The sequence below is a fragment of the Bacillus cereus group sp. MYBK79-1 genome, assembly GCF_051915365.1.
In the GTDB taxonomy this organism is placed as follows: Bacteria; Bacillota; Bacilli; order Bacillales; family Bacillaceae_G; genus Bacillus_A.
In genome coordinates, this window is the sequence record NZ_JBQAEO010000001.1 from 900,985 (window position 1) to 917,538 (window position 16,554).

The following is a 16,554-nucleotide window of genomic DNA, read 5'->3' on the forward strand; positions in this document are numbered from 1 at the left end:
TTATTTTTTCTCATTATTAATAGTAACAAAAAAAGTTATAGAAACAAATCTATAACTTTTTTCATTTAACCTATTTTCTTATTCGTACTTGCTGCTGGTTGAACTTGATTTTTTGCTTTCATAACGCTAATGCCGAACCCGATCAATCCGCCAATTACTGCTGGTAAAATCCAACCTAATCCAACTGCATGCATTGGAAGTAGTTTAGTAAGAAGGTTATTCACTACTTCTAACTTCAGACCAGCTGCATTCAATCCATCAAACATACTTACAATAAATGTTATGAACAAGCTACCTTGATACACTTCTGCTCGTCCTTTAAACAACGGGTGAAGAAGTGTTAGGAAAATTAATACGATTGCTAATGGATAGATTGCGATTAATACTGGAACAGAAATTGCGATTAACTGTGTTAAGCCTACATTTGCTACAACTGCACTGAACACTGATAATACAATTGCAATCTTTTTATACGAAACATTCGGGAATAACTTATGGAAATATGATGAACAAGCTGAGATAAGTCCTACGCTAGTTGTTAAACAAGCTGCTATAACCATTACCCCTAACATGACTCCACCATATGACCCGAAATAATAATTTGAAACTTTCGCTAATACTGCACCACCATTATCTAAATGTCCAAGTTTCTCAACACTTGAAGCGCCCATAAAGGATAGAGATGTATAAATTACTGCTAATATAGCAGCTGCAATAAACGTTGATTTTGTACAAACAATCATAATATCTTTTTTCGTTTTTGCACCTTTTTCTTTAATCGCATTGATAATAATGATACCAAATACGAATGATGCTAACGTATCCATTGTTAAATATCCTTCTTGGAATCCTTTAAAGAACGCATGTGATGTATATGCCTCTGCAGGTGCTTGCATTTCTCCCATTGGGTTCATAAAAGCAAATACTACTAACGCTCCGATAAACGTTAACATAATTGGAGTCAAGATTTTTCCTACAATATCGACAATTTTCGCAGGATTTAGCGAAAAAAAACAAGTAATGCTAAAGAATATAATTGTAAAAAGAATTAATGCTGAAGAACCCATAGCTTCTGGCACAAAAGGTTTAATTCCAATTTCAAAAGAAACACTACCTGTTCTTGGAATAGCGAATAACGGACCAATTGCTAAATATAAAACTGTCGTAAATACAATTCCGAATACTGGATGCACGCGGCTTGCTAACGATTGTAAATCCTCTTTACCTGAAATACCAAATGCTAATACTCCTAGTAACGGTAAACCAACACCTGTTACTAAAAATCCAGCGTTAGCAATCCATACATTCTCTCCTGCCGATTGACCAAGCATTGCCGGGAATATTAAATTTCCTGCTCCAAAAAATAGTGCGAATAACATCAATCCAATAACTACTATGAACGAAAACGGTACTTTGTTCGTCATAATATAACCTCCATTCCAATCCTTTTATCTCATTTCCATTTTTAACTAATTGAATTTTCTGAATATTTAACTTAAGTATCAACTATTCTTGACCTCATTATAGTTTGAAATATAATATTTTGCAATACTATTTTCAAACTTTTCTTTTATTTTATAAATATACATTTTTTAACATAGAAATAGACTAAAAAACCAACATGGTCATCCATGTTGGTTTTTTACATTTACTATCAATTAAAATTTTGCCGCTACTTTTTTAACGTTCTCTAAACCTTCTTCAACAATTTGTTGTGAACGATCTGGATATTGATTGTGCCCTTCAATTACAACAGTCTCTGGATTTGTAATTCCCCAGAACCCAAGCACATTCGTTACATAATTAACGGCCATTTCCATAGGAGCCATTTGTTCTGAAGAGTAATCTGAACCACGTGCACCTAATACAACGACTTTCTTATCACCAGCTAAACCTACTGGGCCATTTGCTGTATATTTAAATGTTTTTCCAGCTTGAGATAAGTATGAAATATATGTGATTAATGGCGCTGGTACTGTGAAGTTCCATAGTGGAAAGGCAAATACAACTTTATCAGCTTCTAAAAACTGATTTAAATATTGATCTACCGTAGCTACAGCCTTCTCTTCTTCTGCTGTTAACTCCATTCCTTGACTACGTTTGTATCCACCTGAAATAGCGATATTTCCGTAATACGGAAGATCTAATGCGAATAAATCTAACTCCGTAATTTCTGTATTTGGGTTCGCTTCTCTATAAGCACTTACAAATGTTTCATACATTCTTGAACTAACTGCTTGCTCCGCTGGACGATCGTTCGCTTTTACAAATAATACTTTTGACATTGTTTTATTCTCCTCTACTTTTGTATTTTCTTCCTTTTTACCAAATAACGAGCTAAATAACCCCATTTTCTTCACCTAAGCTTTCTTGTCATATTCATTATTCATCATCATAAAAATTCTTATTCTAATAATAAGTTCCAATAGATACCTTAAGTATAAAAACAAAAAACTTTTTGTTATTTAATTACCTTATGTAAGTGATTGTAATACAGTTACTTACTTTAGTCAAGTAACTTTAAATAAAAAACAATATCTCGAATTAAAAATAATGACCACAATACAATTCATACACCCATTGTAACTTTATTGTTTGTATAATGGATGTAGAGAGGGCAATTCATATTTAGAAAGGATTTACTCATGAGCACTATAGAAAAGATTCAAACTTTTATTATTCTTTTTGCTGTTACATGCGGCATCGTACTCGGACAATTTCATTTGATACATATGTATGCAGAGCAATTTATTGTCCCCTTCTTATTTTTCATGCTGTATGGATTATTCCTCAGCATCCCATTGAAAGAAATAAAAAGCGGGTTCCGCAATTTAAAATTTGCTGGAACGAGCCTTACTATTAATTTTGTATGGACACCTTTACTCGCCTGGGGGTTAGGAGCACTATTTCTTTCAGATCACCCAGCACTTTGGGTTGGATTTATTATGTTAATGGTTACTCCATGTACAGATTGGTACTTAATCTTTACTGAAATAGCGAAAGGAAATGTAGCACTTTCTACTGCCATTTTGCCTGTAAATTTAATATTACAAGTACTACTCCTTCCCATTTATTTATTTTTATTTGCTGGTATCATGAAGACTGTAGCGGTTTCTGTTTTAGTAGAAAGTATTGTTATCGTAATTGTTTTACCATTTATACTTGCACACGTTACAAAGTTCATTATGAATAAACTGAAAAAAACTGAAACACTTGAGAATAAACTCATTCCGTTTTTCAGCTCTGCACAAATTATATTTTTAAGTTTAGCAATCGTAGCGATGTTTGCGTCACAAGGAAAATATTTACTACAGAATATGAACGTTGTTTTACTATTACTCATTCCTGTTCTATTGTTCTTCCTCATTAACTTTGTACTCGGACAATTTATCGGACGCATGATGCGTTTATCTTATAAAGATACAGTAAGTCTAAGCTTAACAACATTAGCAAGAAACTCGCCTGTTGCACTTGCTATTGCTGTAACAGCTTTTCCAAACGAACCTCTTATTGCACTTGCACTCGTTATTGGACCGTTAATTGAACTACCAGTACTTGCTTGCGTTTCACAAGTGTTGTTGCTTATTAAGAAAACAAAGCAATATACATAATAAAAAAACGTCCCAAAGTAGGACGTTTTTTTATTTTCGAGAACTTATAGAAGTAACGATAATTATCGGCTCTAAGAATTTTATACGTGATAGAAAATTAGCTTGTCGTTACATTTACAATGTCTTTCTAATTAAAAAATTATAGGAAAAGTAAATATTACGAAAGCTGCCCAAATTCCGTAGATTGGCAAATACTTCGTAACGGCATCTTGGATAGCTGTCGGTCCTGATTTGTTTTGTAGAAAACGCATATAGGAGAACATAATCCAAATGAGATTTGCCCAAATCAGTATGTTTACGCCTAAAACAGCAAGTCTATTAGGTGTAATCCCGTAAGAAGAAAGTCTAAATACGATAGCTGACAAAGCTACAGTATCAATAATAAGTGCCAAAACAATTAAGGCAAAGTTTATATAATCTGAAATGCTCTTTTTCTCGTCTGACTCACTCTCAACGATAGAAAATATAGTAACAGCCAATACACCAAGGAGTATTACGTTGAAGGCCATAAGGAAATTACGATCCAAGAATGGATTTTTCGCGACCCAAATTACCGTTATAAGATAAATAAACAATGTGATCAGAACGAGAGGACTAAAAATTTTAGCTATATATGGTGTAATATTTTTAGCAAGTTTAAGATTCAATGATACTAAGTATGCAGCCACTACAGCGAGAGCGGCAGCTCCAAATAATACAACATTACTAAAATAGAATTCTCCTATATCCAAGTCAACAAAGCTAAATAACTTCATCGTGAATACTGCTAGTATCATTCCGCTCACTGCCATGCTCGCGTAGAGAAGACAATATTCTAAATTAAATTTTATATAAGCTAATCTTGTACTGCCTTTTGAATATTCATTTCCCGTAAACGCAAGTCCCAATAAGACCCATAACAATATAGGAAGATGTAAATACGCAAGGATACTGCTGTCTTTATAATTTAATGGCAACATATTAAGATACAACCCGGCAATTAGGAACAACGCTGCAAGGAAATAAATAATACTTTTTTTCGGAGTATTATTGTAAATAAAATAAGCAGCAATAAAGGGAATTACACCAAAAGCCAAGTTAATTGGAGCAATTGCTTCCTGCTCGACAAAGTGGAAAATGATTCTAGTGCTTAGGCCAGCTAGAATTGCTAACATGCCCATGAATAAGAAACCTTTTTGAAACAACGATACTTTTTCTTTATTTGCCGTCTCCTTGAAATGTAATCTTTCATACCAAGCAGCTAGAACCTCCGAATCAGGATTTTCATCCCATGCTTGTGAGAATGACTTTTTAAAAGCTTTTGGGTCTTTTCTATACATTCTCTCCAACTCATGAGGATTATCCATATTTTCAATAATCAAATTGTGATTGTTCATAGTTTTACCTCCTCTAATAAAAAACAGCGTTGTTACCTTTCTATAAAAAGCACCTCACTGATTTATCATGATATTGATTTTAATACAAAATTTATTGTTTTACAATAAATAATTATCAATTATAAAGATTTATTTATTGTATATTTTATTTCAAATAAAAATAAATAGTACTACTTATTCAAAAAAATATCCTATAGAATAGACTTTTTTAAGTGTCTATTCTATAGGATACAGTTTAATCATCATATTTTTTATTTGTTGAAACTACTTAATTCTCAAACACAAAATTAATCTTATTATCTTTCCACTCTAACATCGCATCAAACGTTTTCTCGCCTTTTTTAAAGCCTTTAATTAAATCGGTCTTTTCACCTTTTAAGAGCTTTGTCATATTCTTTTGCGAAATTGTTTTACTTAATATCTTCTTTGAGATGGTAAAATCACATTGCGTTGTATTGTAGTTTGAACAACCGTAAAACGTTGATTTATCAATCACATCGCCATCACATTTTTTACAACTACCAACCTTTTTACCTGTTGTAAATTTCGATCCTTTTCGCTCAATTGATTCAACATGTAATCCAGTGAAATCCCATTTCTCTGACATTTCCACCGCATCTTCAATAATTTTAGCTGATAGCTTTTTCGTTTGTTCCATAAATGTGGCTGGTGATGCTGTGCCTTCGCCGATTTCCGCAAGGCGCTGCTCCCATTTTGCAGTCATTTCTGGTGAAGCTAGTATTTTGTCACCGATTGCGGTAATTAATACTTTCCCTTTATCGGTTGCATACACTTGGTTTTTCTGTACATCTATATATTTACGGTCTTTCAGCATCGTAATAATTCCAGCACGCGTTGCCTCAGTACCTAAACCTTCTGTTTTCTTTAATACTTTTTCAAGCTCTTCATTCTCTAAATACTTACCTGCCGTTTTCATTAACGTAATAAGTTGCCCTTCTGTATAACGCTTCGGTGGCTGTGTTTTTCCTTCTTTCACTTTCACCTTTACAACTTTTCCTTCTTCACCTTCAGCAACAATTGGGAGAATTGTTTCATCATCTTTATCATCTTGGAAAATTACTTTACGCCATCCTTCTTGAATCTGCTGTTTTCCTTTTGAAATGAATTCAGCACGTTCGTCTACAAGAGTTGTAATCGTTGTGTAGTCAAAGATTGCTACTTCATAATGCGCCGCAATCAATCTTCTTACGATCATATCGTAAATTTTCTTTTCATCACCTGATAGTTTGCTTGGATTTGTAACTTGCTCTGTCGGAATAATAGCGTAGTGATCTGTAACTTTTTTTTCATTCACATAACGCTTATTGTTCATAATCGATTCAATTGGAGCTGGTAATAACCCTTTATATTCATCAAACTGACTTAATTTCTGTAAAATATCAGGGAACGTCGCTGCTTCTCCTTGTGTAACATAGTTAGAATCCGAACGCGGATAAGAAACTATCCCTTTTTGATATAGTGCTTGTGTTATATCAAGCGTCTTTTTCGGTGAAAATTTAAAAGCTTTATTAGCTGTCGCTTGCAGTGCTGATAAATTAAATAAAAACGGCGGCTGAAACTCTTTACGCTCCGTTTTCATTTCTTTTACTACAGCCGGTTTCCCTTGGCAAAATGCTGCAATTTTATTTGCCATATCAGGGTCTTTTAAGCGGGATTCACTATCCTTCTCCCATTTCCCCTCATACTTCTTTCCTTCTATATTAAAGGTTGCGAACACTTCCCAAAACGGCTCAGACTTAAAGTTTTCTATTTCTTTTTCACGCTTTACGATTAATGCAAGTGTCGGTGTTTGTACACGACCAGCTGAAAATACATCATTCATTCCTTTTTTCTTTAGCAAAATACTAAAGACACGCGATGCATTCATACCAACGACCCAATCCGCACATGACCTTGTATACGCCTCATAGTACGTATTGATTGTATCTGATTCATCAAGCAAGTTTTTAAACCCTTGATAAATAGCTTGTTTCGTTAAAGATGAAATCCAAAGACGCTTCATCGGCTTTTGCACGTTACAAAGATTAATAATGTTTCGTACGATTAATTCCCCTTCACGCCCAGCATCACCCGCGTGAATAATCTCAGTTACCTGAGGATTATGTAACAGCTGTTTCACAACATTAAATTGCTTATACTTTGACTTTGTTACTTCAAATTGAAAACGCTCTGGAATCATCGGTAACGTATTAAGTGACCATTTTTTCCACTCCGCGTGATAATGCTCTGGATTACATAACTGCGTCAAATGACCAATTGCCCATGTACAGTACGCTCCATTTGGAAATAACTCATTCGCTTCTACTTCTAAATATCCATCTTTCCGTCGATATTTAAACTGTGAAACAAGAGCCAAACCTTGATCTGGTTTCTCGGCAATAATTAATTTCATTTTATAACTCCCTATCTGTATTCCAGTGTTACTTTCATTGTCTATCTGTTTAGAGGCGATGATAAAACAACAATCTTATTTATCATTCGCGGGGTACTCCCCATAATGGGATAACTATAATATTATACGCTTATTCTTTATGCCTTCACAATAGAAACTCATTATAAAACAATTTCTTTCACATGCTTACAAATAAAAAAGACGCTCAAAGAATCTAGCGCCTACTTGTTTACATTTATTAAATTGTGCAGATAATTTGCAGATATAAATAAGCATAAGTTCTCTCCATTTGAACATATGATGAAATGAACGATAGGACAGGGAGGTATCATAATGTTTGCTTACACATTAACCACCTTAACACTTTGTTGTATCTCGATTCTTATCACATCATATATTTCCAAACGTAACGGTACCCTAATGGAGTATATGGTATTTATTATGTCTTTTAGTATGAGTCTCGGTTTAAGTATTGGTTTTTATTTAGGTATTCTTTTTAAAGGAGAATTACTGTATTCTACGTTGCTTGCCATTTTGATTAGTGGTTGCATCGGTTTTCTAATTGGTCTACGTTTTCACCTATTTACTGCTTTAGAAGGAATGTTCTCTGGATTAATGGCAAGTATGATGGGAGCAATGATTACAGAAATGTTAAACGCTCAACAAGCTCATAGTATACTATTGATTAGCCTTTTACTTACTATAACGATAACTATGTCATGTATGATCCAGCTTTTATCAGACACATTTACTACTTATACCCGTCGTTGTTTTCTATTATTACTCTCAATTGGCGCTGTAATTATCCTGACTGTATTCGTAACGTTCCCAGAGCATACGCCAATCTCTTCCACAGAAGAACAACATAAACATTAGCATCTATAATCGATTTCCTCTAATATTTCATTACATTAGAGGGAATCGATTTCATTAATTTTATTTCTGAACAGATGAAGATAAAAAACACTTTGAATCGTTAGTCCAAAACTTCTAAATCTATATACTTAACAACATATTAATTTCATAGATATTCAATTCCTTTACTTGAGAAGCTATACAATGCCATGTTGAAATATTGAATTTCCACTTAACCAATATATATTTTTGGATCCATAGCATTGCTCTTTTGCGCATTCCATTCACCTTTATGGATTTCAAAATGTAAGTGTTGTCCTTCAGATTGTCCTGTATTCCCCATTATGCCAAGTTGTTGTCCTTGCTTCACTTTTTGACCCGCAGAAACAAAACGACTCTTTAAATGAGCATATACAGTCGTATATGTTTGTCCGTTAATATTGTGAGAAATAAAAACAACATTACCATAGCTTGTAGAATAATAAGAGCGAGTGACTACACCTTCTGCGGCGGCAACAACCGGCACTGTTCCCGAAGCAGCAATATCTAATCCGTGATGCATTCGCCCACCACGTTTCTCAAATCTAGAAGTGTATCTTCCTACAGCTGGTTGAATAAAATCATTTGTTTTAATTTCATTTATTGTATTTCCCTCTTTGGATTGTCGCTGCTCCTCTTCACTAGTCACACTTGTTTTTAATAGAAATTTACTTGATACATAACCGTTTTTACCGTTGTAATTAATTTTCAACCAGCCATTTTTTTCAAATAGGACTTGTACTTTTATCCCTTTTGATAAAGCACCAAGTATACCGTGATTTGTACCAGCACCACTCCTCACATTTAACACGCTTACGTTAACATAATAGTCACCAACTGTTGCTCCAGTATATGGATTACTGATTTCAGGTATTGAGGGTGTACCTCCTTTAACGAAATTTACATATTCACTACTTACATAACCTGTTTTTCCATTATGCTTAATTTTCAACCAGCCATTTTCAACGCCAGTTACTTGCAATGCTTGTCCGTTTAATACACCACCAATTACACTATGGTAAATGGCAGGGCCTGTACGAACACGTAAAGAAGTTGCATCTACAATGTATGTACCGTCAGCTTGAACCGTAACATTATTTTGTTGTTCATTTGTTTGGTCTGCATTTGCATTTGAGCCACTCTTTGAAATGTAATCTTTACTAACATAAGCGTCTTGTCCTTTATAATTAATTTTGAACCAATCTTGTACTTCACCAGTCACTGGAACAACTTGTCCTTTATACATAGAGCCTAAAATCGTATGGGAAGTACTTGGACCTGTACGAACGCGGAGAGAGGATACGTTAACTTTGTAATCCCCACTCGCAACTTGAAATTCTCCATTGTTATTGCCGCTTCTATTTGAGCCACTGTCTATTACAAATTGACTGCTTACATAACCTACTTTTCCACTATGTTTAATTTTCAACCAGCCGTTTTCTTCTCCAATAACTTGTAAAACTTTCCCTTCATAGACGCGTCCCATTATTGCACTAGATGTACTCGGCTGTGTGCGAACACGTAATACATTAGCAGTTACAGTTTTACTACGACTCACGCTTACATTCGTCTTCGCTGATACAACATTTTCCGAAACAAATTCACCACTTACGTAGGCAATTTTCCCTTTATGATTAACTTTCAACCAACTGTTTTCTTCTCCAATAACTTGTAAAACTTCTCCTTCATAGACGCGTCCCATTATTGCACTAGACGTATTCGGCTGTGCGCGGACACGTAGAGCATCCGTATTTACTGTTACTTGATTTCCATATTTCACTAAATTAGTAGGTTGCTCATGCTTCGTTTCTTTTTGTATTTTAGTATTTTTCGCTTGGGCAGTACTAACAAATATACTTCCTGTAACAGAAGCTACTGCTACACTAGCTAAAATCTTTTTCATATGTACAAAACACCTTCCTAATAAACACATTCAAGTATCATCATGTCTTTATATTAATTTCTATTTATTTCCATTCTAACTATTCAGTAAAATTACCCTTTTATTATCCATATTGAATTTTTATTTATTTTCTGCCATCTATATCTAGTAATAATGGAAGCTTAAATCCTTAACACTCTGAAAATTCTCTCATTCTCTCAACTTAACACTACACAATGTAGTTTAACTTTCCAAAAAAAATAGCTACAAATAATCACCTATAATTAATACTACAAAAATACAAAATTATAATTTAAGTCTTCTTCATTTAACTTATACTTTTGCTTAAAAATACCCGTTCTCCTTTCACACTACAAATTGTAGTACAAAATAAAATAAAGGTCAAATATAAGTATTTTTTGGGACTACAATACATTACATTTATCCACTTCTATCCTAATCGAAAACGATTATGTTTTTTTATCTATAAATAACAAAAAAACATTTTTATCTTGTAAGCTTTTTCTATAGGGTAGCTCCCTCTTATTGTCTAAACTTTTATAAAAATCATATTCATAATTCACAATATTACATATAAAAGCAGTCATCTATAAAGATAACTGCTTTTCATCATTATAAACTACATGATTTTCACCTTATTCCGGCTTATTAGGAATGTTTGGATTCGGAACATAGTCAGATTTATAATCTGTATATTTCACTTCTGTTACCATCCCCGCTGAAGCATGGTGTAAATCATGACAGTGGAACATCCAATCACCCGGATTGTCTGCTACAAAGGCTACTTCATATTCTTCACCTGGTTTTAGGTTCAAAGTATCTTTCACAATTGGAGAACCTTCTATCGGTTTTCCATCTTTACTCAATACTTGGAAGAAGTGACCATGTAAATGCATTGGATGATCGTCCATTTTAGAACGATTTACCAATTTTACTTTTACTAAATCACCCCTTTTTACTGGAATTGGGTCAATATCCGGAAATATCTTTCCGTTAATTGTATATACCATTTCATTTCCATTCATTTGCGTATTTAAGTCCATATTATATGCGGCAGTATACTGTTGATTTAACGTGAAACTACCTAATTTCTTACCACCATATTTCGTCATATCTAATTTCGGTAAGTTTTCTTTTTCATCTGCCTTATCTTCCATCTCTTTGCTGCCATCATATTCAATAACAGCTTTCATGCCTTTTGCACCTTTATTTTCTGAATGGTCTTCAACATACCATTTCCCAAGATTATTAGCAGTAAATTCAATATCATAACGTTCACCCGGTGCGATTGAAATGACTTGATCCTTTATAAATTTTGGATCGTTTATTGGTTGACCATCTGTCGTAATTACTTTTATATCATGACCGTGAACGTGTATATCATGTGATAGATAACCAGCATTAACGAGCCGAAGACGAACTTTATCTCCCTTATTCACTTTTAATGGTTCTACTAAATCCCCGCTTTTACCATTGATTGTGAATACATCATACATACTCATATCATGACCTTCCATCTTCATATTTCCATGGTCCATTCCTGTCATATTGCCAGAGGCTTTTTTATCACTGCCCATGTCCATACTAGAATGATCCATGCCGTTCTTATCATCATTCTTTTTCGTATTTTCATTATCCTTAGATTTATTACCTTCTTGCCCTTTTGTCATTTCTTTTAACTGATTATTAATTTCTTCTTTATCTGTTATCCATTCATCTAACATTAATATGTAATCTTTATCATACTTTTCATTTGTATCTTCTACAATAAGCGCTCCATACAAACCTCTGTCTAATTGATTGACAGAATCTTGATGCGAGTGATACCAATACGTTCCTGGTACGTTCGCTTCAAATTCGTAGATGAAACTTTTTCCAGGTTCCACTGCATCTTGCGTCACACCTGGAATTCCATCCATATTATTTGGGACAGGATACCCATGCCAATGAATAGATACTGGTGCAGATAATTCATTTTTTAATGTTACTTTCACCTTTTCACCTTTTTTCACCCGAATTTCCGGACCAGGAGATGAACCATTAAATGTCCAGACCGGAACAATAACACCATTACTTAACTTTTGTTTTTCTTCTTTTGCTATTAAAGTCACTTCTGGCCCTTTTTCAACTTTCAATGTTTTTGTAGCCGTTTCAGTCTGTGGTGTTTTTTTATCATTCATATTTTTATAATCGTTTGTTGTATTTGTGGTCGCGGAACATGCAGCAATTAAAGATATGACAGAGACCGTAACTGCTGTTAATACAAAACGCTTCATGGAAAACCCCTCCTTTTTCTTTTTCAAAATCATTATAAAAAATGATTTTCAAGAAAATATGGAGATGTGCAATGGATCAAATAAAAAGACGCCCAAAATGGAGCGCCTCTACTAATGATTATTTTGTAACAACTTCATCTTCTTTTACATTCACATTATTCTCTCTCATAAACGCTTCAATCTCTTCAACTTCTCTAATGATATCTTTTGACAAGTTTTCATGTCCGTCTTTCGTTACAAGAATGTCATCTTCAATACGAATTCCAATTGATTCTTCTTCAATATAAAGACCAGGTTCAATTGTTATAACCATACCTTCTTCTAACACTCTCTCTTTATATGTTCCTACATCATGCGTATCTAAACCAAGGAAATGGCTGACACCGTGATAATAGTATTTCGATAACTCTTCGTCTTCTTGAATTAAACCAATTGCTTTACACTCTTCTGCCAGTACCTTTTTTGTATGCTCATTTAATGCAGCAAACTTTACTCCTGGCTTAATGAGTTTCGTTGTTTCTTTCAATGCTTTTAATACAATATTATACATTTGTTTTTGGCGACTAGAGAATGTTCCATTTATCGGGAATGTATAACTAATATCAGCATTATAGTAGTCTTTTTGAGCGCCTAAATCTAGCAGTACTAAATCACCATTTTGAATTTGTGCATCATTATCTTCATAATGAAGAACTGTAGCATTTTTTCCACTTGCCAAAATTGTATTGAATGCATGATGCTTAATGCCAGATGACTTCAGTGTGAAATCAAACTGAGCTTCTAATTCATACTCCATCATGTCGGCTTTTGCATGCTTAAGTACGTTGTAAATACCCTCTTTTGTTACCCCAATTGCTTCTTTAATAATTTCAATTTCTTCTTCTGTTTTAAACACTCGTAATTCACAAATATGCGGATATACATTACCAATTAAAACGTGTGGATACTGTTCTCTTACATGTTTAGCAAACGTAAGCGTTTTTGTCTCCGCTCCATTCCACTCACGACGCTCTAAATCTAAATATAGATGCTTCACATTTTCTGAAAAAAATATATTTGACATTGTCTTTTCAAAGCTATCTAAATATACAACTTTCTTTATACCTGAAATTTTCTCTGCTTCCTCGTTAGAAACAGTTTTACCAACCCATTTTTCCATTACTGGATCTGACTTTTCAATGAAAAGTGTTTCTTCCACACTATTTCCAAACTTCTTCAACATGAAAATAACATTTGGTTCATCGATTCCTGTTACATAGTAAAAATTTCGATTCGGCACAAATTTATAATGTGCATCCGCTGACATATGAGGTGCTTGTCCAGCAAATAAAATAGTAATAGATTCATCTGGTAATGTGTTTACTAATCGTTCTCTATTTTGAGCAAAAAATGTTGATTCCATAATAATCCCCCTAGCGTTCTATGTATGATTAAAAAACTAATTATCTAACACCATTCATTTTATTATTGTTATAATTTTTCGTCAATTAATAGTATTCATTTAGACAATAATACTTTCTTCACTAGACACGTTTCACTCAGGATTATGCATACCACTCCACAATTTCTTGACATTTATTCTATATACTTAAAATCTCATATATAGGAAAGGAGCTACAACTTTGAAACATTATATAGCAACAGGGTTAGCAATTACCTCTTTATTCATAATTTCAGGATGTTCTAGCAACGCCGAAACAGCACCAGTGAAGAAAGACACGGTGCAATCTCAGCCAAATCATACAGAAACAGTAAATACGAGTCCGCAAAACTTCTATACGGAAACTACATCTGGAAAAATCGAGCACATTCACGGAATTGGCTATGCAGGAAATATGCCTGGGGTTTCTATCGCCACTCATAACGGGATAAAAGTTTACCAAAATGGAAAATGGTTTGAAACTAAGACTGAGCTACATGATTATATGGGATTTCAGGCAACGAAGAACGGATTCTTTGCCAGCGGTCATCCTGAACGAGGAGCAAATTTAAAAAATCCTTTAGGGTTAATGAAAAGTTCTGATGGCGGTAATACCCTTGAAAAGCTAGCATTTTATGGAGAATCTGATTTTCATAACCTTGCTGTCGGATATAATACAGAAGCCATTTATTTATACAATGAGCGTCCAAATTCAAAATTACAACAAGGTTTTTATTTCAGTACGAACAACGGACAAGATTGGAAAGAGAGTAAGTTAAAAGGTCTTTCAAGTACAATTCATTCCTTTTCCGTACATCCGGATCAAGCTAGTGTAGTCGCGGTAAGTGCTAAAGACGGTGTTTACTTATCTACAGATTACGGAAATACATTTGAACTGTTCTCTACATCACTTGAATCGACAGCAGTTACATTAAGTAATGAGGATGTTATTTACGCACCTATCAATAAGCAAATCGTAACGAAGAAATCAATTGCTACAAATGAAGAAACAAACATACAAACTCCATCTTTAGATTCTAAAGATACAATTATGTACATATCACAAAACCCTCAAAATTCAGCTGAAATAGTATTTGCTACAATGAAAGCAAATGTGTTCCTTTCTACAGATGAGGGTAAAACGTGGAAGCAGATTACGAAAGAGGGAACATTCCAATTTAATTAGAAGGGTGAATATAACTTGTTTTCAACAATTAGTGAATGGAGCTATCAACTCATGTCTCCTTTAATGAATGTCGCGAATGCTACGAAATCAGTACCTCTTTTATTTGCGTTTTTATTAGGCGTAGTAGGTACCCTCGCTCCTTGCCAATTAACAGGAAACATTAGTGCTATTACACTTTATGGCAATCAATCTTTACAAAAAGGACATGCATGGAAACATATATTGTTATTCATTTTAGGAAAAATAATAGCTTTTACAACTCTAGGACTATTCGTGTGGTTTTTAGGAAAAGAGATTCAACAAATATTAACTTTGTACTTCCCTTGGTTACGAAAAATAATTGGGCCTTTATTAATTTTAATGGGGCTAATGTTGGCAGGTATTATTAAAGGAAGAAGTTTTTTCTCAATCAAATTTATACGAAAACAAAATGAAGTTGGATCATTTTTACTTGGATTCTTCTTTTCCTTAGCTTTCTGTCCGACTATGTTCGTTCTATTTTTCGGAACGCTAATCCCTTTATCTTTCTCATATAATTATGGCTACTTGTTTCCGACATTCTTTTCGATAGGAACTGCTCTTCCTATCGTTATATTAATGTCCATCATCTCCTACCTTGGATTAAATGGGGCACTACTTAAAAAGAGCAGAAAAATAGGAAAAACCATTCAGCTTATAGCTGGGATACTACTCATTTTAGTTGGATTTTATGATATATCTTTATATTGGATATAAATAAAAAAGGTAAGTTCAAGTGACTTGAACTTACCTTTTTTGCTCATTACTCTCATAATGGAAAACAACAACACCTTTTATACCTTACCAAGGCATTGACACTAATTAAAAGATACGTTACAATAACTATACATTAGTAAGTAACTAATGTAACGAAATCTAACTAGAGGTGAATCCAATGAAAAACATTTTATTCCGTATTAACGAATTATCAAAAAAAGAAAAAGCATCTGGATTAACAGTTGATGAAAAACAAGAACAACAAATGTTGCGTCAAAACTATACAAAAACATTTCGTGGAAGCTTAGATTCCATTTTATTAAACACAAAAATTGTTGATCAACATGGTCTTAACGTTACACCAGCCGCATTACAAGATGCTCAAATACGTTTAAAATTAAGCAAATGAAATCAATGCTAAACAAACAATCGTATAAAACATAAAAAGAGCCGGAATTCCTATTTAGAAATTCCAGCTCTTTTTATTGTATTTTCTAATTTAACATATGAACGATACATCGCAATTCTCCACGATACAATCATTTCACGCAAAGTTTATGAACGGAATATGAACAAAATATTACATTCAACATTTAAATATAAAAAAGTCATTCCACAATTCATAATTGTGAACTGCACCCCAATTGTTAGACACAGTCTAACAATTGGGGGTGCAGTTTTTTTATGACAAAATTTACGAAGGATTCAAAGTTAACGCTCGTTCAAGGATTTAATCCAAA

Annotated in this window: 12 protein-coding genes; 5 read left to right on the forward strand and 7 right to left on the reverse strand. The window is 33.7% G+C overall.

What is annotated here, in order from left to right:
* Window positions 1-65: 65 nt before the first annotated feature.
* Entirely contained in the window at window positions 66-1,424 is a 1,359-nt protein-coding gene (brnQ, locus tag ACTFOB_RS04660) for a branched-chain amino acid transport system II carrier protein (RefSeq protein ID WP_151630805.1), read from the reverse strand.
* Between the two features lie 234 nt (window positions 1,425-1,658).
* Entirely contained in the window at window positions 1,659-2,351 is a 693-nt protein-coding gene (locus ACTFOB_RS04665) for an FMN-dependent NADH-azoreductase (protein ID WP_151630806.1), read from the reverse strand.
* A gap of 294 nt (window positions 2,352-2,645) precedes the next feature.
* Here ACTFOB_RS04665 and ACTFOB_RS04670 point away from each other — a divergent pair, with 294 nt between their 5' ends.
* Window positions 2,646-3,611 (forward strand): arsenic resistance protein, encoded by a 966-nt coding sequence (locus tag ACTFOB_RS04670; protein WP_440024752.1) that lies wholly within the window; start codon window positions 2,646-2,648, stop codon window positions 3,609-3,611.
* Between the two features lie 131 nt (window positions 3,612-3,742).
* Here the strand turns inward: ACTFOB_RS04670 and ACTFOB_RS04675 are convergent, their stop codons facing one another.
* Window positions 3,743-4,987, reverse strand: a complete 1,245-nt coding sequence (locus tag ACTFOB_RS04675; RefSeq protein WP_440024753.1) for a DUF4153 domain-containing protein — start codon at window positions 4,985-4,987, stop codon at window positions 3,743-3,745.
* 268 nt (window positions 4,988-5,255) lie between these two features.
* Window positions 5,256-7,400 carry a DNA topoisomerase III gene (topB, locus tag ACTFOB_RS04680; protein ID WP_440024755.1) on the reverse strand — a complete coding sequence of 715 codons (2,145 nt, stop codon included), beginning with the start codon at window positions 7,398-7,400 and terminating at the stop codon, window positions 5,256-5,258.
* A gap of 333 nt (window positions 7,401-7,733) precedes the next feature.
* On the opposite strand from topB, the gene ACTFOB_RS04685 reads away from it, so the two are divergent.
* A complete protein-coding gene (locus ACTFOB_RS04685; protein ID WP_440024757.1) occupies window positions 7,734-8,276 on the forward strand; it encodes a hypothetical protein in 543 nt (180 codons plus the stop codon).
* A 211-nt stretch (window positions 8,277-8,487) separates the two neighbouring features.
* Here the strand turns inward: ACTFOB_RS04685 and ACTFOB_RS04690 are convergent, their stop codons facing one another.
* The 3 genes from ACTFOB_RS04690 to ACTFOB_RS04700 all read right to left on the reverse strand — a co-directional run bounded on the left by ACTFOB_RS04690 (window position 8,488) and on the right by ACTFOB_RS04700 (window position 13,875).
* Window positions 8,488-10,197: an SH3 domain-containing protein gene (locus ACTFOB_RS04690; protein ID WP_440024758.1), complete on the reverse strand. Its 1,710-nt coding sequence runs from the start codon at window positions 10,195-10,197 to the stop codon at window positions 8,488-8,490.
* A 635-nt stretch (window positions 10,198-10,832) separates the two neighbouring features.
* Window positions 10,833-12,473, reverse strand: a complete 1,641-nt coding sequence (locus ACTFOB_RS04695) for a multicopper oxidase family protein (protein ID WP_440024759.1) — start codon at window positions 12,471-12,473, stop codon at window positions 10,833-10,835.
* Between the two features lie 118 nt (window positions 12,474-12,591).
* A complete protein-coding gene (locus tag ACTFOB_RS04700; protein ID WP_440024760.1) occupies window positions 12,592-13,875 on the reverse strand; it encodes an aminopeptidase P family protein in 1,284 nt (427 codons plus the stop codon).
* A 220-nt stretch (window positions 13,876-14,095) separates the two neighbouring features.
* Here ACTFOB_RS04700 and ACTFOB_RS04705 point away from each other — a divergent pair, with 220 nt between their 5' ends.
* The 3 genes from ACTFOB_RS04705 to ACTFOB_RS04715 all read left to right on the forward strand — a co-directional run bounded on the left by ACTFOB_RS04705 (window position 14,096) and on the right by ACTFOB_RS04715 (window position 16,223).
* Window positions 14,096-15,079 (forward strand): F510_1955 family glycosylhydrolase, encoded by a 984-nt coding sequence (locus ACTFOB_RS04705; protein WP_440024761.1) that lies wholly within the window; start codon window positions 14,096-14,098, stop codon window positions 15,077-15,079.
* A gap of 15 nt (window positions 15,080-15,094) precedes the next feature.
* Window positions 15,095-15,814 carry an urease accessory protein UreH domain-containing protein gene (locus ACTFOB_RS04710; RefSeq protein ID WP_225990184.1) on the forward strand — a complete coding sequence of 240 codons (720 nt, stop codon included), beginning with the start codon at window positions 15,095-15,097 and terminating at the stop codon, window positions 15,812-15,814.
* A 178-nt stretch (window positions 15,815-15,992) separates the two neighbouring features.
* Window positions 15,993-16,223 carry a DUF896 domain-containing protein gene (locus tag ACTFOB_RS04715; RefSeq protein ID WP_000789775.1) on the forward strand — a complete coding sequence of 77 codons (231 nt, stop codon included), beginning with the start codon at window positions 15,993-15,995 and terminating at the stop codon, window positions 16,221-16,223.
* The last annotated feature ends 331 nt before the right edge of the window (window positions 16,224-16,554 follow it).